Raw genomic sequence first — 16018 nt, 5'->3', positions numbered from 1 at the left:
CGGGCCGGGCCCGGCCGCCGCCGTCCGGCCGGCGGGGGCGTCACAGCATCGTCTGGCTCTTGGCCTCCATCTCGGCGGCGGCCTCGCCCCGCGACTCCTTCGCCAGCGGCTTGCCGCCCGGGGCGGGGGCCTTCCCGCCCAGCGGGTCGGCCCCGCCCGACGCGCCGCGCGGCCCGGCCCCGCGCAGCTTCTCGTTGGGCAGCGCCAGGGTCACCAGCACCGCCACGACGGCGATCAGCCCGGTGGTGAGGAAGACCAGGTGCAGCGACTCCACGAAGGCGGCCTGGATGGCGGCGCGCACCGGGCCGGGCAGGGCCAGGATCGTCGCCGGGTCGTTGATCGACACGTTCTCCCCGCCGCTGGCCAACACCGCCGCCCGCTGCTGCGGCGGGAGCTGGGCGATCGCGGCCGGCATCCGGGTGGCGAGCTCGCCGGCGAGCCGGGACGACAGCACCGCCCCGAGGATCGCCACCCCGAACGAGCCGCCCAGCGACCGGAAGAACGTCGCCGAGGAGGTGCCCGCGCCGAGGTCCCGGGGGCCCACCGAGTTCTGCACGGCGAGGATCAGCGACTGCATGGACAGCCCCAGCCCGACGCCGATGACCGTCAGGTAGCCGAACGCCACCCACAGCGACGTGTCGACGGCCAGGCGGGTGAACAGCAGCATGCCGGCGAGCAGCACCAGCGACCCGGCGACCGGGAACCACTTGTACCGGCCGATCCGGGTCATCGCCCGGCCGGTGAGGATCGAGGTGACGATGATGCCGGCCATCATCGGCAGCATCAGCAGGCCGCTGCGGGTCGGCGAGGCGCCCCTGACGATCTGGAGATACAGCGGGATGAAGATGATCGACCCGAACATCACCAGGCCGAGGACGAAGCCCGCCCCGTTGGCCAGCGCGAACGTCCGGCTGCGGAACAGCCGCAGCGGCAGGATCGGCTCGGCGACCCGCGCCTCCTGGAGCAGGAAGAGCCCGCCCAGCACCGCCCCGGCCACGAACAGCCCGATGATCAGGGCGGAGCCCCAGGCGTACGAGGTGCCGCCCCAGCTCAGCGCGAGCAGCAGGCAGCTCACCCCGGCGACCAGCAGCGCCGCGCCGAGCCAGTCGATCGCGTGCTTGCGCCGCTGGAACGGGACGAGCCGCATGACGTGGTAGCAGACCACGATGGCCAGGATCGCCAGCGGCACGTTCAGGTAGAAGATCCACCGCCAGTTGCTCTCGGCGAAGTAGCCGCCGACCAGCGGCCCGGCCACCGAGGAGATGCCGAACACCGCCCCGAACAGGCCCTGGTAGCGACCGCGTTCCCGGGGCGACACCACGTCCGAGATGATCGTGAACGCGAGCGTCATCAGGCCGCCCGCGCCGAGGCCCTGCACGCCCCGGGTCACGATCAACTGCGTCATGTCCTGGGACAGCCCGGCCAGCAGCGAGCCGAGCAGGAACGTCCCGATCGAGAAGAGGAACACCGGGCGGCGTCCGTACAGGTCGGCCATCTTGCCGTACAGCGGGGTGGAGGCGGTGGAGGCGAGCAGATACGCGGTGACCACCCACGAGTAGTGGTCGATCCCGCCCAGCTCGCCGACGATGGTGGGCAGCGCCGTGCCGACGATGGTCTGGTCCAGCGCGGCGAGCAGCATGCCCGTCATCAGGCCGAACATGAGCAGGCGTAGCTGCCGGGGGTTCAACACCGGGCTTTCTTGCGTGGTCATCCCGCCTTCTATCCCGCCCGGCGCGGATCATGCGGGCCGGGCGGGAGAGAAGGCGGGCCGGGCGGGATGGAAGGCGGGCCCGCTCAGTGGCGGGACCCGGCGAACTCCTCGACGATCTTGGCGCAGAAGGCCGGCAGGTCGTCCGGCCTGCGGCTGCTGACCAGCCCGTCGTCCGTGACGACCTGCTCGTCGACCCAGGTCGCGCCGGCGTTCGTCAGGTCGGTGCGCAGGCTCGGCCACGAGGTGATCCGGCGGCCCCGCACCACGTCCGCCTCGACCAGCGTCCACGGGCCGTGGCAGATCACCCCGACCGGCTTGCCGGCGTCGAAGAACGCGCGCACGAACCGGACCGCGTCCGGGTCGGTGCGCAGGAAGTCCGGGTTCGCCACCCCGCCGGGCAGCACCAGGCCGTCGTACCGGCCGGCGTCCGCGTCGGCCACGGTCACCTCGACGTCGTACGTCCCGCCGTGGTCCAGATGGTCGAATGCCTGGATCTTGCCCGGCTTGGGCGAGACCAGCTCGGCCGTCGCCCCGGCGTTCTCGACCGCCTCGCGCGGCCGGGTGTACTCGACCTCCTCCACGCCGTCGGTGGCCAGGAAGGCGATCCGCTTGCCGTGCAGTGTCGTCGCTGCCATGTCGTGTCTCTCCTCTCCGGGGTACCCCTGGACGGTTCCCCGGCCCGGTTGCCCGAAACCGGTGCAGGTTTGATCGCGCGGGTCGGGGGGACCCGGGGTGGCATGGCAGGAGCAGCAGCGGAAGAGCGCCGGCTCGCCACCGTCGTGGAGAGCTGGCTGGGCCGCCCCGTGCTGGTGATCGGCGACGCCATGCTCGACGAGTGGCGGTTCGCCGAGAGCGACCGGCTCTGCCGGGAGGCCCCGGCCCCCGTCCTCACCCTGCGCCGACGCATCTCGGCGGCCGGCGGGGCGGCGAACACGGCCGTCAACGTGGCCGCCCTCGGCGGGCGGGCGGTGCTGGTCGCCCCGGTCGGCGCGGACGTCGCCGGGGACGAGCTGCACGACTGCCTCGACCGGGCCGGGGTCTGGGACCGCACGGTCGCCCAGCCCGGCCGGCACACCCCGGTCAAGCGGCGGATGCTCGCCGGCAACCAGATCCTGCTGCGCGAGGACTCCGGCGACCCCGACGACGCGCTCGACGCCGACGGGGTGCAGCGGCTGCTCACCGCCCTCGACTGCGCCACCGAGGAGCTGCGGGCCGCCGCCCGGGGCGAGGCGCCGACGCTGGTGGTCTGCGACTACGGGCTGGGCGCGCTGCCCGCGCCCGTCCGCGCCTGGCTGGTCGCCGCCCGCGACCGGTACGCCACGATCGCCCTCGACGCGCACGACCTGGCCGACTGGCGGGGGCTCGCGCCGACCGTGGTGACCCCGAGCTTCGCGGAGGCGACCCGGCTGCTCGCCCGCGCCGCCTCGCGTACCGACTCGCATCTGCACCTGGACCACCCGGCGGCCGACCCGGCGGACGGGCCCTCGGAGCTGAGCGTGGGCACCGCGCCGGGCGCGGCGGGGGTCCCGGCGGTCTCTGCGCCGGCCGGAGTGTCGGGCGCCGGAGCGTCGGGGGCCGCGCCGCCGCCGGCCGGGGTGCCGCTCGGCCGGCCCACGGGCGGGACCGGCGAGCCGACGCCCGGCGAGGACCGGGTGGCGATGACCGGCGACGGGCTCAGCGTCACCGGGACCGGCGTGACGGTGAGCGCCCTGGCCGGCGAGGGGGTGGACCGGGCGGTGCTGGCCGAGGCCCGCCTCGCCGAGCTGCGCGCGCACACGGGCGCGGACGTGGTCGCGGTGACCCTGGACACCGAGGGCGCGGTGGTCGGCGGCGCGGACGGCACTCCCCGGCGCAGCCACAGCACCCCGGTCCCGGCGAGCCACGCCGTCGGCGCGGGGGACGCCTACCTGGCCGCGATGACGCTGGCGCTGGCCGCCGACGCGCCCCTGCCGACCGCCGCGCAGCTCGCCCAGCTCGCCGCCACCATCACCGTGTCGGACACCGGCACCTGCGTGTGCCGGCGGGAGGATCTGCTGTACGCGCTCGGCGCGCGCGGCGACGACGCCGGGCACCCCGTGCTGGTGGCCCCGGACGAGCTGGCGGCCATCGTGGAGACCCAGCGCGGCGCGGGCCGGTCGGTGGTCTTCACCAACGGCTGCTTCGACGTGCTGCACCCCGGGCACGTGCGGTACCTGGAGCAGGCGCGGGCCCTCGGGGACCTGCTGGTGGTGGCGGTCAACTCCGACGGCAGCGTACGCCGGTTGAAGGGCCCGGACCGGCCGGTCAACCCGGTGGAGGACCGGGTCGCGCTGCTCGCCGCCCTGGCCTGCGTGGACCACGTGGTGATCTTCGAGGAGGACTCCCCGGCGGGGCTGATCGAGGTCGTCCGCCCCGACGTGTACGTCAAGGGCGGCGACTACCCGCCGGAGATGGTGCCGGAGGCCCCGCTGGTGCGGCGGCTCGGCGGCCAGGTCCGCACCCTCGGGTACGTGCCCGACCGGTCCACCTCCGCGATCATCGACCGCATCCGGGCGCACGGCCACGGGACCGCGCCGGCCGGGCCGGAGCAGGTGGACGCGCACGGTTCCACGGTGTCGGTGCCGGGCCGGCCGGCGTGAACCGCCCGCTCGACCCCGGCACGGCCGAGGGGTTCCGCCGGGTCCGGCAGCTCGACGTGCTGATCCCGACGCGCAACCGGCCCGCCGAGCTGGCGGTCACCCTCGCCGGGCTGGCCGCCCAGGAGGGCGTCGCCGGGTTCGGCGTGGTGGTCAGCGACCAGTCCGACGGGGGCCCCGCGTACGCCCACCCGGCCGCCGCGACGATGGTCCGGGCGCTGCGCCACCGGGGCCACCCGGTGCTGCTGACCCGGCGGCTGCCCCGGCGGGGGCTGGCCGAGCACCGGGCGTACCTGCTGGACCGTTCGGCCGCCCGGTACGTGCTCTGCCTCGACGACGACGTCTGGCTGGAGCCGGGGACGCTGCGCCGGCTGGTCGCCGCGATCGGCGAGCTGGGCTGCGGCTTCGTCGGCAACGCGGTGCACGGCCTGTCGTACGTCGACGACGTCCGGCCGCAGACCCACCGGCACTACGAGGAGTGGGCGGGCCGGCCGGTGCCGGAGCGGGTCCGCCCCGGCACGCCGCAGTGGCAGCGGGCGTCGATCCACTCGGCGGCGAACCTGCTGCACGTCACCGAGGGGCTGCGCCTGCCGGCGGGGGCGTGGCGGGCGTACAAGGTCTCCTGGATCGGCGGGTGCGTGCTGTACGACCGGGCGGCGCTGGTCGACTCGGGCGGCTTCGACTTCTGGCGGCGGGTGCAGCCCAACCACCAGGGCGAGGACGTGGCCGCCCAGCTCGCCGTGCTGGAGCGCCATGGCGGCGCGGGCGTTCTGCCCAGCGGCGCCTACCACCTGGAGTCGCCGACCACGGTCACCGAGCGGGACGTGGAGGCGTGGGAGGTCGTGCTCGCCGACTCCCCCGAGCGGGTGTGAGAAGGGGACCCTTCTCGACCGTATGCGTTAACAGGGGGCCCTTCCTTGCACGCCCAGCAGGTCGTGGGCCGCCTCCAGCACCTCGATCGCCGGGACGTCGGCGACGAAGGAGTCCCGGTGCGGGCACTCGCCGTCGCCGGGGCGGTGCGGGTAGATGCCGGGGGTGCAGTCGACGCCGCAGACCGGGCAGCGCACCGTCCAGGAGGCGATCGGGCGGTGCCGCCCGCGCAGCAGGTGCCCCCCGTTGATCAGGTTGCCGATCCAGTAGACCCCCACCGTCGCGGTGCCCACAGCGGCGGCCAAATGCAGCGGGCCGGTGTCGTTGGAGACCACCAGCGCGCAGCCGGCGTAGCAGGCGGCCAGCCCGCCGAGGCCCAGCGCGCCGACGAGCGGGCGCACCGGCACGCCGGCCGCCGCGACCACCCGGTCCACCACGTCGCGTTCGGCGGGGGTGCCGGTGACCAGCACCTCGTAGCCGTCCCCGGCCAGGGCGCGGGCCACCTCGGCGAACCGCTCGGCCGGCCAGCGTCGCCGCGTGTCGGTGGCACCGGGATGCAGGGCCACCCGGGGCCGCCCCGGCGGGCCGAGCACCGCGTCGGCCTCGGCCCGGTCGGCGTCGGTGACCGCCAGCGTGGGGACGATCCCGGCGGGCGGCGCGCCGACCAGGCCGACCACCTCCAGGTAGCGCAGCACCTCGTGCTGGTAGTAGACGTAGCGGATCCACCGGTCCAGCGGCGGGGCGTCCTCGGCCCGCAGCCCGGCGGTGACCCGCGCGCCCAGCCCGCCGACGATCGGGTTGGAGTTGCCCCCGCCGCCGTGCAGCTGCACCGCCAGGTCGAAGCGCTCGGCGCGGGCGGCGGCCAGGAAGTCGGCCATCGACGACTCCGGCTCGCCCGCGCCGGGCTCCCGGATGCCGGGCGCGGGCGGAACCACCAGCACGCGGTCCACCGGGCCGGGCCGGTCGCGCCAGAGCTGCGCGTGCCACGGCGCGCCGAGCAGCACGATCTCCGCCTGCGGGTACGCGGCGCGCAGCGCCTCTAGCGCGGGCAGGATGAAGATGAAGTCGCCGAGCGCGTTGGCGCGGAGCACGGCGATCCGCGCGACGTCGGGGACGCGGTCGCCCAGCGCAGCCGGTGCAGCGACACCGCCCGGCGGGCCGGACGTCGACGGGGTGGCCATCCGCGCGACCCGCTACGGCCGGTCGATCTCGTCGACGGCCGTGTCCGGGTGGTGCAGCTCCCGGTCGGCGGCCGGGTCGACGGGGGCGGGCGTGCCCGTCGTGCCGGTGTCGCCGCCGAAGGTCGCCGGGTGGCCCGGCCCGCCGCCGGCCCCCCGGTAGCCGGTGCGGCCGACGGTGATGGTGCGCGGGGCGGGCCGGGCCGCCCGGGGCAGCCGGACCCGGAGCAGGCCGTGGTCCATCACGGCGTCGATCCGGTCGGGGTCGACCCGGGCGGGCAGGCCGACGCGATACTCGAAGCCCCGGGTCTCGAAGCCACCGGGGATGCCCTGGTCGGCGTTGACCTCGGCCTCCGACCGGGCCCGGACGCACAGCTCCCGGTCGTCCAGCTCGACGGCCACCTCCTCGGGGGCGACGCCGGGCAGCCGGACGACGACCTCCCAGCCGTCGGCGGTCTCGCCCAGCTCCACCTCGGGCGGGCCGGACCGGCCGCCGCCGAGGAGGCGGCTCAGCTCGGCGCGCAGCGACTGGAGCTCCCCCATCGGGTCCCAGCTCTGCTGCCGGCCGCGCCAGCCACGGCCGTCGGGCTGCTGGCTCATCGCACGTCTCCCATCCGCTGGCCGGCCGCCTGGGGCCGCAGTGAGCTGGGCGCGTCAAGGTGGGCGTCGGTGTCGACGCCGACGCCGAGCCGGTCGACCAGCTCGCCGCCGAGCCAGGCGCTCGCGCCGAGGATCGCCAGCGCCACGACCTCGATGGCGATCAGCGCGCCGCCGGCGGCCCGGGAGTCGGCGTTGAGCCGGACCACCCAGACGGCGGCGAAGAGGAGGATCACCGCGAGGTTGGCGGCGGCGTGGGTGAGACCCACCCGCTTGGCGCGGGTGCCGGTGGGGATGGCCAGCAGGTCGAACGCGCCGGCCGCCGCGGCCAGCAGGCCGCCGATCAGGCCGACGGTGATGTTCCAGTACGCCACCTCGCCGAGGAAGCCCGGGCCGCCGGCGGTGTCGATGACGTCGAAGATCACGGCGGTGACCAGCAGGCCGACCGGGAACGTGATCAGCATCGGGTGCACGGGGTGCCCGAGCACCTTGAGTCGGCTCTCCATCGCGGCCTCCGTTGGTCGGTCCGTGCTCGGTCCCAGCGGGCTGGGCTGCTCGTTCTCGGCTGGGCTGCTGTGCGGCTCTCGGCGGCGCCGCGTGGGGCCGTACCCGGGGCGTCGGGTGACAAACCTCGCGCTCGCGGCGTTCGCCTAGGCTCGACCCGACGGGCCGGGCAGCGCCGCCGCGGGCCGCCACCGGGGTCAACGGTTACGGGGAGGCTGACGTGACGGTGGAGATCACCTCGCACGAGGAACTGCGCGAGCTGCTGGGGGCGCCGATGCCCAAGGCACTGGCCAAGGAACGGCAGGCCCTGCACGAGCGGGACCGGCAGTGGCTGGCGGCCTCGCCGTTCTGCCTGGTCGCCACGGCCGGCGCGGACGGCGCCTGCGACGTCTCGCCGAAGGGCGACCCGCCCGGCTTCGCCCTGGTCCTGGACGACACGACGATCGCGATCCCCGAACGGCCGGGCAACCGGCGGGCGGACGGCTACCACAACATCGTGGACAACCCGCACGTCGGGCTGATCTTCCTGATCCCCGGCCGGACGGACACGCTGCGGATCAACGGCCGGGCCCGCCTGGTGCGCGACGCCCCGTTCTTCGACGACATGGTGGTCCGGGGCCACCGGCCCGTCCTGGCGATCGTCGTGGAGATCGAGCAGATCTTCTTCCACTGCGGGAAGGCGTTCCTCCGCTCGGAGCTGTGGCGGCCGGAGTCCTGGCAGCCTGACGCGCTGCCGTCCCGGCCCCGGCTCGCCAAGGAGGTCGAGGCGTACCCGGAGAGCCTGGCGGACCTGGAGGTCTACTACGGCGAGGCGTACGAGCGCAAGATCTACGGCTGAGCTGAAGGTCGGGAGGCGGCGGTATCCCCGTCCCCGGATACCGCCGCCTCCCCGACATGATCTTGTTACCCAGCCACGCTGTGCAGGTCCTCCAGCACGGAGTCCGGCACCGGCTTGCCGAGCATCGCGCAGACGGACGCGTCGGTGGCCGCCATGGCCACCCGGTAGTAGCGGTCCCAGCCGGCGTTGGGCTCGGCGTCGAACGGCTCCGCGTTGGCGACGCTGACCACGGTGCGCCGGCCGTCGGCGGTCGCCAGGGCGATGCTGTGGTGGCCGAGGGTGTCGCCGCCGTGGCCCCACACCGTCCCGCACGCCGAGTCGAGCCTGACCAGCCCGAGGCCGTAGCCGCCCTTCATGGGGTAGTCCGCCGGCAGCTCGACCGTGGTCGTCATCTGCCTGAGCTGCGCGGCGGAGAACAGTTCGCCCCGCAGCACGGCGGAGAAGAACCGGGAGAGGTCGTCGGTGGTGGAGATGACGGCCCCGGCGGCACCGCCCCAGCCGCCGATCGGCCAGGTGGCCGTGTCGACGTAGACGGGCTGCGGGCCGGCGAGCTTCACCCCGTAGCCGTGGGCGTAGCCGGGGCCGGTGTGGACGGCACGCGGGTCGGCGAAGTAGGTGTGCCGCAGGCCCAGCGGCGCGGCGATGCGCTGCCGCACCAGCTCCGGCAGGCCCTTGCCGGTCAGCTTCTCGATGATCATCCCGAGCAGCGTGTAGTTGGTGTTGGAGTAGGACCAGCCCGTGCCCGGCGCGAAGTTCGGCTCGTGCGCGAACGCCACGGCGAGCAGCTCCGCCTCGGTCCACACCCGCTGCGGGTCGCCCGCCATGTCGGCCATGAAGCCCTCGTCGGCGGTGTAGCTGAACAGGCCGCTGGTGTGGTTGAGCAGCATCCGGACGGTGATGTGCCGGCCGTCCGGCACGACGCCGGGCAGATACCGGGCGACCGGCGCGTCCAGCCTGAGCTGCCCGCGGTCCACCAGTTGCAGGGCGAGCACCGCCGTGAACGTCTTCGTGTTGCTGCCCACCTCGAACTGGTCGCCGGCGGCCATGCGTCGCCCGGTGGCGATGTCCGCGAGCCCGGCGACCGTGCGGGTCACCCGGCGGCCGTCGCCGATCCGGGCCGCGTACCCGGGCGGGCCGACCGCCATCATCCGGCGGGCGACGTCCTCCAGCACGGCGCTGCCACCCGGCTGGGCGGGAGTGAACGCCACCGGGCGCTCGTCGGCCCCGGCGGCGGTGGCGACCCCGGAGGCGGTCAGCACGGCCGCAGCGGTCGCCAGGATCGCGGCGGCACGCATCAGGCGGGACTGCTTGGGGGTGGTGTTCCGCGTCGTCGTCATGCATTCGAGCATGTCGGCCTGCCGACGCCGGGTCATTGCCGCCAACTGCCCGACCGTCGTCCAGGGCACACCACCGTCCACGGTGGCGCCAGCACTACCCGCGCCGTGCTGCGGTAGCGTCGCGGGCGTGCTGATCAGGGAGTTCACCGACACCGACTGGCCCCGGGTGTGGGAGATCGTCGCCGAGGTCGTCCGAGCCGGGGACACCTTCACGTACGACCCGGCGATGACCGCCGAGCAGGCGTACGACGTCTGGGTGGAACGCCCACCCGGGCGGACCGTCGTGGCGGTCGACGGCGACCGGGTGCTCGGCACGGCCAAGATGGGCACCAACCGGCCGGGGCCGGGATCGCACGTGGCCACCGCGAGTTTCATGGTGGCGGCCGACGCCCGGGGGCGCGGAATCGGCACGGCCCTGTGCCGGCACGCGCTGGACTGGGCGCGCGGGCGCGGCTATGCCGGGATGCAGTTCAACGCGGTGGCCGAATCCAACCACGCGGCGGTCGGGATCTACCGGCGGCTCGGGTTCGAGGTGGTCGGCACCGTGCCCGGCGCGTTCGCGCACCCGGGCCTGGGCCGGGTCGGCCTGCACGTCATGTACTGCGCGTTCTGACTACTCCCGCCAGCCGTCGGGGTTGCGGAACGACTCCCGGGAGATGCCCGACCCGGTGCGCGGCCAGTCGCCGAACCGCTTGTCGTGCAGGTGCGCGAACAGGTAGCAGATGCTCTCGCACTCGGCGTCGATGACCGCCAGGGCGGGATCGGCGCGCACCGCCTCGTAGAACTCGCGCCCGAGGGCGACGATGTGGCCCCGGGCGTAGAGGAAGCCGTCGTCGGAGCCGTCGGTCACGGCGTGGATGTCGGCGCGGTCGAGGTCGTAGAGCTTCCGCTCGACCACCCGGTCCAGGGCGGTCAGCTCCTCGCTCGACAGGTCGGCGGCGAGGGCGCGCAACTGGTCGACGAACGGACGCAACCATTCGTCGAGGGCGTACGGGTCGACGTCGCCGGCCGCCGGGTCCCGCTCCCGCAGGGCCCGGCGCAGCGCCGCCGGCTCGGGGCCCAGCCGCTCCCACGCGGCCTCCACCATGGCCCAGAACCGGGCCTCTTCCTCGACACTGGGCAGCTTCGCGACACCGTCCACCGACACGCTCATGAACGGCAGGCTAGCGGGAGGCCCCGACATCCTTCGGCCCGGCCGGCGGGCGGGGCGGCTACCGGTGGCGGGCCAGCAGGTCGGCCACGGTGGCCGGCGAGTAGACCCGGCCCCGGGCGAGCACCGCCACCACCAGCGGGGCGAGCACCGCGACCAGGCCGAGGAGCGCGGTCTGCTGGTCGTCCGACACCGGCAGCCCGAAGGCGACCAGCAGGCTGAGCACGGCGGCACCGGCGGCGGTGACCCCGCCGACGGTCAGCAGCGGCTCGGAGGCCGCCGGCGCGTGCGCGGGAACGGGGACGGAGACGGACTCGGGCATGGCGGGCCTCCTACGGGCTCGGTTGCGGACAGTCGATCGTTCATCCGGTCACGCAGGCGACGATGCGCTGCGTGCCGTCGGCGGTGACGACGGTGACGACCTGCACCGTCGTACCGTCGGGGCACCAGGGCCCCGGCGCGCCGCTCGGACCGGCGGGCCCGGCCTCGCCCTGTGGTCCCCGCTCCCCCTGCGGGCCCACCTCGCCCCGGGGCCCCTCCGGGCCGGACGGCCCCGGCGGGCCACCTGGGCCAGCCGGACCACCTGGGCCAGCCGGACCACCTGGGCCAGCCGGACCGCTCGGGCCGCTCGGGCCGGCTGCGCCGCCGGATCCGGCGGGGCCGGACGGGCCCTGCGGACCCTGCTCGCCGCGCGGGCCCGGCGGGCCGGTGGGGCCGGCGGCACCCTTGAGGCCAGGCACGCCCGGTGGTCCCGGCGGGCCGGCCGGGCCGGGATTCCCGGGTACGCCCTTGAGGTCTTCCGGGTCGATGACGCACGTCCCGCCGAGCTGCCGGACCTGCTGGCACAGTTGCTCGGCGCCGGACAGGGCGGTGGCCGCACGCTGCTGCTGCCGGACGGTCTGCCGCCCCATCGACGCCGCCCACCAGCCGAGCGTGGCGGCGATCAGGGCGGTGGCCACGACGGCGATCACCGCGCGACGGCGGTTGAGGCGGTTCATCCGTAGCCGTAGCTGAAGGGTCTCGTCGGTCACGCATCACCGCCTGGCTCGTACGGACGCAGTCTCGTCAGTTCCCGCAGCAGGGAGTCGGCGTGGTCCTCGGCCGCCCGCCGGGCGGACCGTGCCTCGTCCACGGCCTGCTGGAGGGTGTCGAGCCGGGCCTCGGCGGCCGAGCGGCGCACCTCCGCCTCGTCGGCGCGCCGCTCGGCCCGGTCGATGGCCTCCTGGTACTCCCTGCGGTCGGCCCGGTTCGCGTTGAGGAGGTACAGGACGACCGTGACGAGCAACCCGCCGGCACCGACCGCGCCGAGGCCGCCGGGCGGGACGAGAGTCGCCAGGTCCACACGACGTCAGTTGGACAGCCGGGCGGTCAGCTCGTCGACGACCTGGCGGGCCATGTCGGGCGGCACCGCGGCTGCGATGGCCTCCGGGGTGAGCCCGGCGGCGGCCAGCGCCTCGGCGAGCCGCTGCGGGGACAGGCCGGCGAGGACCCCGGCGATGATGGCGGGCTCGTCCGTCCAGTCCTTGCCCTGCAGGGTGGTGACCCCGGCGACGACGCCGTCCAGGCGGGCCATCAGGTAGTCGAGCTTGGCGACGAGGCTGTTGCTGGCCTTCGCCGGCCCGGTGCCGTCGGGGTCGACGGCGCGGCCCATGCTGTTCCCGCCGTTGAACAGGCCGGTGAAGACCTGGTGGATCTCGTTCTCGGCCTTTGCGCTCATGTCGTCCTCCGGTGTCGGGGGGCTGATCAGCCCGATGTCGGTCAGGTAGCGGCGGAACAGCGGGGTCTGGTCCCGGCCCGCCTTCGTCGAGTCGCGGAAGAAGCTGAAGTGGGTGTGCCAGAGGTGGGAGCTGTCGCCCGTGCTGCGCTTGCCGAGCCGGTCCCACCGCTTGACCGTCTTGCCGTCGGGGGAATAGATGATCTCCCTGATGTCCCGCGTGTCGGCCGTGCCGGCGACGCACTGCTGCACGCACCAGAGCGAGAACGAACGCAGGTCGTGGGTGCTGCCGCCGGACTTCACGCTGAAGCCGCCGACGTCCAGGCCGGACGCGTCGAGGGTCAGCCCCGACTTGTCCCGGTTGGACTCCACCACCGAGTAGTCGCCGGACACCACGCGGTCGGAGCCGCAGTGGTAGCCGCCCCGGTGCGAGGCGTCGCCGACGATGCCGACCTCCGCCGGCTCCAGGTCCTGCGGGCGCGAGGTCTTCGGGTCGAGGTCCAGGTGTGCCAGGAGCAGGCTTCGGACGGCCATCAGGTTCGCCGGGGCCCGGGTCATGGGATGCTCCCCTCGGGTGGTTGGGAGCCGGGCCAGATGACTACCGAGTACGCATACCCCCCGTTAGGCACAAGCCCGACCAAGTGGTGCACAACGTCGGGCAGATAACCCAAGAGTAACTAGATAATCACGCCTTCACCAGGGCAAACGCCTCGCCTTCGGATAGTGCAATCCAAGCCCGACCTGCCACGATGCCGGTGGCCTCGTCGTCGGACGCCGCCGCCATCGCCAGGCATAGGCGAGTCACCGCCCCTCCACCCCCGCCCACATCTCGCGTCCCCTTTGCTCTGCACCCATATCCGCAGCACCGGAACTGACCTGCGGTTCTGCGTTCTCGCGCAGAGCGCGGCGGGGAACGGCCGATCACGCCAGGTGAGTCGTTGCGCATCTGGGTGCAGAGCAAAGGGAACGGTTCGGGGTGACGCCGCCCGGCAGAGGGACATTCAGGGCGGACGGGGGTAGGCCGCAGCAGGCCCATCAGCCCGTCTGGGCGGCACCGTCGACTGTGGCAGCCCTTCGGGGTGGAGGTCGGCGAGTCTATGGCCGTACCGTGGGGTACACGATGTACCCAACCCCGGGCGAGGTGCCGAATGACCACCGAGCAACCCACCACACCAGGCCAGCGCGTCGAGCGACTCCGCCGAGCGGTCGGCCTCTCCCGAGAGCGCCTCGCCGGACTCGCCGGACTCAGCCCGACCACCGTGAAGTTCATCGAGAACGGCCGGAGGGGATTGACCCTCCGGGCGGCGCAGCAACTGGCCCCGCACCTCGGCGTCCGGGACCTCGGCGAACTGTTCGGCCCCGCCGTCGCCCTGTCCCTCGACGCCCGGCCCAGCCACCCCGCCGTCGACGACGTACGCCGCGCGCTCACCGCCTGGCACATCACCCTCGACGGCGACCCGGAAAGCCCCGCCTACCTCAACGGCGCCATCGATGCCGCGTGGCAGACGTGGCACACATCCCGGCATCAGCGCACCGAGGCCGGCCTGGTCCTGCCCGGGCTCCTGGACGCCACGCAACGGGCCGCGCGGCTGCACGAGGGCGCAGACCGGCGGGCCAGCCTTGCCCTGCTCGCCCAGGCTTACCACCTCGCACAGGCGTACCTGGCCTGGCACGGCGACCGCGAGATGGTGTGGCTCACCGTGGACCGCGGCATGGCCGCCGCGCTGGACTCCGACGACCCGCTGGCCATCGCACAGTCCATCTGGTACGCCGCGCACCTGCTCCGCGCCGTCGGCCGCGCCGACGAGGCGGTGGAGCGGCTACGGGAGGCGCGCGGCCTCGTCGAGCCGCGAGTCGCCGACGGCGGGCCCGAGTGGGCGGAGATGCTCGCCGACCTGCACCTGTGCGCGGCGCTGACCCGCGCCCGGTCCGGCGACCAGAGCGCCTGGTCGGACTGGGACGCCGCACGGCAGGTCGTCGAACGCGCGCTGCCGGAGGGCTACGTGGGCCTGCGCACCCGCGTCTCCCGGCCGCTCGTCGACGTCTACGCGGTGATGTGCGCCGTCGACCTCGGCGACCCCGACGAGGCGCAGCGCCGAGCCCACTCGCTTGACCCGGCGTCGATCCCGTCGACCGAGCGGCGCGGCCGGCACTACGTGGAGCTGGCGCGGTCGGCTGACCTGGAAGGCGCGCGGGAGGCGGCGCTGCATCTGCTCACGCGGGCCGAGGCGACGTCGCCGGAGACGGTCCGGTACTCGCCACCGGCGCGGGACATGGCGGCGCGGCTGGCGCGGGAGGCCCCGGCGTCGATCCGGGCCGAGGCGGTCGAGCTGTCTCGGCGAATCGGTGTTCCTGACCTGTAGGTACGCCCTGTCACCGGGTACGCGGCGTACCCCCACCGCCCGACCGCGCTGCTTAACGTGATCGCACGGTTGCGGCAGGGAGTCGCCGGCGTACGACGAGCCGCTCTCCCAGCCCGCCGCGTCAGGCGGCGGCGGAGGTCCTTCCAGCCCCGATCCCCGTGCGGGGTAGGAACTCCGCCGCCGCCTCCCACTGAGCGAGGGAGGCGACCCGATGGCGATCCTGTCCGAGCTGTACGCCGAGGCGCGCGCCATGACGCGCTGGCTACTGCGGCGGCCCCCCGAGCCGCCCCCGCCGCCCGGCACCGGCCAGGCCATCCAGGTCGCCGAGCAGGCCGCCGCCCGCCGGCAGCTGCTCGGTTTGGCCGAGGCCGAGCGGGTCCGGCGGGGCCGTTGGTGCGACGAGCCGACGCAGATCGTCCCCGAGGTGCCGATGACCCCGGGGCAGCGTGCCCGGAGCGAGTGGTGACCCGGGCCGTCGACGATCTGGACGGCGACAGCGTCCTGGCCGTCGCCCAGCTCGTCATCGTCAGTCACGCCGACGGGCATCCGTGTCCGCGCTGCACCGACGACGGCTGCGACCAGGTGCCCTGGGCCCGTGACCTGCTCGATCTGGCCGACACCGACCGGCGTCGCCTCGATGAGCTGGTGGCGTCCTGGTGAACGATCTGCCGATAGGTCGCCGGGTGGCGTACTGGCGTGGCCAGCGGAACATGTCGCAGCAGGTGTTCGCCGACCGGTTGGGCAGGTCGAAGTCGTGGGTGGACAAGGTCGAGCGGGGCGTCCGTGCCCTGGACAAGGTGTCGATCATCCGGGAGATCGCCGCCGTGCTGCGTGTCGACCCGGATGTGCTGATCCCGCGCGCCGACGCGGCCGAGGCCGAGCCGGCTGCCGGGGGCGTCGACGGGGTCCGTGCCGCGCTGACCCGGCACCCCGCGCTGCTGCCCGCCCCGGATGTCCTGACCGACCCGGCCGCCTACCGGGCCCGAGTCGCCCATGCCGCCAGCGTCTACGCCCACGCCGGGTACCCCGAGCTGTTGCGCCGGATACCCCTGCTGCTCGTTGACGGCCACCGCCTGGCCGCTGGCGACGATGCCGCCGGGCTGCTCGTGCAGGCGTACCGGCTTACCGCGCAGGTCCTGGT

The 16018-nt window shown here is 74.6% G+C and carries 19 protein-coding genes; 8 read left to right on the top strand and 11 right to left on the bottom strand.

Features of this window, described 5'->3' with window-relative positions:
• Positions 1-40: 40 nt before the first annotated feature.
• Positions 41-1711, bottom strand: coding sequence for a DHA2 family efflux MFS transporter permease subunit (locus tag ACFYWL_RS11400; RefSeq protein ID WP_386970627.1), 1671 nt, complete (start codon positions 1709-1711; stop codon positions 41-43).
• 83 nt (positions 1712-1794) lie between these two features.
• Positions 1795-2346: a type 1 glutamine amidotransferase domain-containing protein gene (locus tag ACFYWL_RS11395; protein ID WP_386970624.1), complete on the bottom strand. Its 552-nt coding sequence runs from the start codon at positions 2344-2346 to the stop codon at positions 1795-1797.
• A gap of 102 nt (positions 2347-2448) precedes the next feature.
• Between ACFYWL_RS11395 and rfaE2 the strand changes: the two genes are divergently transcribed.
• Both rfaE2 and ACFYWL_RS11385 read left to right on the top strand, forming a co-directional pair.
• Complete coding sequence (gene rfaE2 / locus ACFYWL_RS11390) at positions 2449-4329, top strand: D-glycero-beta-D-manno-heptose 1-phosphate adenylyltransferase (RefSeq protein WP_386970621.1); 1881 nt, start codon at positions 2449-2451, stop codon at positions 4327-4329.
• Positions 4326-5198, top strand: coding sequence for a glycosyltransferase (locus ACFYWL_RS11385; protein WP_386970618.1), 873 nt, complete (start codon positions 4326-4328; stop codon positions 5196-5198). Before rfaE2 ends, ACFYWL_RS11385 begins: the two co-directional genes overlap by 4 nt.
• Positions 5199-5225: 27 nt before the next feature.
• On the opposite strand, the gene ACFYWL_RS11380 is transcribed toward ACFYWL_RS11385, so the two are convergent.
• Genes ACFYWL_RS11380 through ACFYWL_RS11370 form a run of 3 tightly spaced genes read right to left on the bottom strand, consistent with a single transcriptional unit; the run spans position 5226 to position 7477 of the window.
• Positions 5226-6377 carry a glycosyltransferase family 9 protein gene (locus ACFYWL_RS11380; RefSeq protein ID WP_386970615.1) on the bottom strand — a complete coding sequence of 384 codons (1152 nt, stop codon included), beginning with the start codon at positions 6375-6377 and terminating at the stop codon, positions 5226-5228.
• Between the two features lie 12 nt (positions 6378-6389).
• On the bottom strand, positions 6390-6974 hold the full coding sequence (locus ACFYWL_RS11375) for an Hsp20/alpha crystallin family protein (protein WP_386970612.1): 585 nt from the start codon (positions 6972-6974) through the stop codon (positions 6390-6392).
• Positions 6971-7477 (bottom strand): DUF2231 domain-containing protein, encoded by a 507-nt coding sequence (locus ACFYWL_RS11370; protein ID WP_386970609.1) that lies wholly within the window; start codon positions 7475-7477, stop codon positions 6971-6973. Before ACFYWL_RS11370 ends, ACFYWL_RS11375 begins: the two co-directional genes overlap by 4 nt.
• A 218-nt stretch (positions 7478-7695) precedes the next feature.
• On the opposite strand from ACFYWL_RS11370, the gene ACFYWL_RS11365 reads away from it, so the two are divergent.
• A complete protein-coding gene (locus ACFYWL_RS11365) occupies positions 7696-8313 on the top strand; it encodes a pyridoxamine 5'-phosphate oxidase family protein (RefSeq protein WP_386970606.1) in 618 nt (205 codons plus the stop codon).
• A gap of 65 nt (positions 8314-8378) precedes the next feature.
• On the opposite strand, the gene ACFYWL_RS11360 is transcribed toward ACFYWL_RS11365, so the two are convergent.
• Entirely contained in the window at positions 8379-9650 is a 1272-nt protein-coding gene (locus ACFYWL_RS11360) for a serine hydrolase domain-containing protein (RefSeq protein WP_386970603.1), read from the bottom strand.
• Between the two features lie 127 nt (positions 9651-9777).
• On the opposite strand from ACFYWL_RS11360, the gene ACFYWL_RS11355 reads away from it, so the two are divergent.
• The gene (locus tag ACFYWL_RS11355) at positions 9778-10263 is read left to right on the top strand and encodes a GNAT family N-acetyltransferase (RefSeq protein ID WP_386970600.1); all 486 of its coding nucleotides are present in this window, start codon (positions 9778-9780) and stop codon (positions 10261-10263) included.
• On the opposite strand, the gene ACFYWL_RS11350 is transcribed toward ACFYWL_RS11355, so the two are convergent.
• Genes ACFYWL_RS11350 through ACFYWL_RS11330 form a run of 5 tightly spaced genes read right to left on the bottom strand, consistent with a single transcriptional unit; the run spans position 10264 to position 13072 of the window.
• Positions 10264-10803, bottom strand: coding sequence for a DUF4240 domain-containing protein (locus ACFYWL_RS11350; protein ID WP_386970597.1), 540 nt, complete (start codon positions 10801-10803; stop codon positions 10264-10266).
• A gap of 58 nt (positions 10804-10861) precedes the next feature.
• The gene (locus ACFYWL_RS11345) at positions 10862-11122 is read right to left on the bottom strand and encodes a hypothetical protein (RefSeq protein ID WP_386970594.1); all 261 of its coding nucleotides are present in this window, start codon (positions 11120-11122) and stop codon (positions 10862-10864) included.
• 40 nt (positions 11123-11162) lie between these two features.
• Positions 11163-11831: a hypothetical protein gene (locus tag ACFYWL_RS11340; protein WP_386970592.1), complete on the bottom strand. Its 669-nt coding sequence runs from the start codon at positions 11829-11831 to the stop codon at positions 11163-11165.
• Positions 11828-12142, bottom strand: coding sequence for a hypothetical protein (locus tag ACFYWL_RS11335; protein WP_386970590.1), 315 nt, complete (start codon positions 12140-12142; stop codon positions 11828-11830). The genes ACFYWL_RS11340 and ACFYWL_RS11335 overlap by 4 nt, the downstream gene beginning before the upstream one ends.
• A gap of 6 nt (positions 12143-12148) precedes the next feature.
• Positions 12149-13072: a hypothetical protein gene (locus tag ACFYWL_RS11330; RefSeq protein WP_386970587.1), complete on the bottom strand. Its 924-nt coding sequence runs from the start codon at positions 13070-13072 to the stop codon at positions 12149-12151.
• Between the two features lie 590 nt (positions 13073-13662).
• Between ACFYWL_RS11330 and ACFYWL_RS11325 the strand changes: the two genes are divergently transcribed.
• From ACFYWL_RS11325 to ACFYWL_RS11310, 4 genes are all read left to right on the top strand, one after another.
• A complete protein-coding gene (locus ACFYWL_RS11325; protein WP_386970585.1) occupies positions 13663-14877 on the top strand; it encodes a helix-turn-helix domain-containing protein in 1215 nt (404 codons plus the stop codon).
• A 211-nt stretch (positions 14878-15088) separates the two neighbouring features.
• Positions 15089-15343, top strand: a complete 255-nt coding sequence (locus tag ACFYWL_RS11320) for a hypothetical protein (protein ID WP_386970582.1) — start codon at positions 15089-15091, stop codon at positions 15341-15343.
• The gene (locus ACFYWL_RS11315) at positions 15340-15537 is read left to right on the top strand and encodes a hypothetical protein (RefSeq protein ID WP_386970579.1); all 198 of its coding nucleotides are present in this window, start codon (positions 15340-15342) and stop codon (positions 15535-15537) included. Before ACFYWL_RS11320 ends, ACFYWL_RS11315 begins: the two co-directional genes overlap by 4 nt.
• Before the next feature lie 23 nt (positions 15538-15560).
• Positions 15561-16018: helix-turn-helix domain-containing protein (locus ACFYWL_RS11310; RefSeq protein ID WP_386970577.1), on the top strand; the 458-nt coding region annotated here is incomplete at its 3' end.

The organism is Micromonospora sp. NPDC002575 (genome assembly GCF_042889525.1).
Lineage (GTDB): Bacteria > Actinomycetota > Actinomycetes > Mycobacteriales > Micromonosporaceae > Micromonospora > Micromonospora carbonacea.
This window is presented reverse-complemented; position numbering and strand designations above follow the sequence as displayed.

Excerpts from the sequence above, each read along its gene's own strand:
- ACFYWL_RS11400 (WP_386970627.1), bottom strand. The coding sequence starts at position 1,711 with ATGACCACGCAAGAAAGCCCGGTGTTGAACCCCCGGCAGCTACGCCTG.
- ACFYWL_RS11395 (WP_386970624.1), bottom strand. The coding sequence starts at position 2,346 with ATGGCAGCGACGACACTGCACGGCAAGCGGATCGCCTTCCTGGCCACC.
- rfaE2 (WP_386970621.1), top strand. The coding sequence starts at position 2,449 with ATGGCAGGAGCAGCAGCGGAAGAGCGCCGGCTCGCCACCGTCGTGGAG.
- ACFYWL_RS11380 (WP_386970615.1), bottom strand. The coding sequence starts at position 6,377 with ATGGCCACCCCGTCGACGTCCGGCCCGCCGGGCGGTGTCGCTGCACCG.
- ACFYWL_RS11375 (WP_386970612.1), bottom strand. The coding sequence starts at position 6,974 with ATGAGCCAGCAGCCCGACGGCCGTGGCTGGCGCGGCCGGCAGCAGAGC.
- ACFYWL_RS11370 (WP_386970609.1), bottom strand. The coding sequence starts at position 7,477 with ATGGAGAGCCGACTCAAGGTGCTCGGGCACCCCGTGCACCCGATGCTG.
- ACFYWL_RS11360 (WP_386970603.1), bottom strand. The coding sequence starts at position 9,650 with ATGACGACGACGCGGAACACCACCCCCAAGCAGTCCCGCCTGATGCGT.
- ACFYWL_RS11350 (WP_386970597.1), bottom strand. The coding sequence starts at position 10,803 with ATGAGCGTGTCGGTGGACGGTGTCGCGAAGCTGCCCAGTGTCGAGGAA.
- ACFYWL_RS11345 (WP_386970594.1), bottom strand. The coding sequence starts at position 11,122 with ATGCCCGAGTCCGTCTCCGTCCCCGTTCCCGCGCACGCGCCGGCGGCC.
- ACFYWL_RS11330 (WP_386970587.1), bottom strand. The coding sequence starts at position 13,072 with ATGACCCGGGCCCCGGCGAACCTGATGGCCGTCCGAAGCCTGCTCCTG.
- ACFYWL_RS11325 (WP_386970585.1), top strand. The coding sequence starts at position 13,663 with ATGACCACCGAGCAACCCACCACACCAGGCCAGCGCGTCGAGCGACTC.
- ACFYWL_RS11320 (WP_386970582.1), top strand. The coding sequence starts at position 15,089 with ATGGCGATCCTGTCCGAGCTGTACGCCGAGGCGCGCGCCATGACGCGC.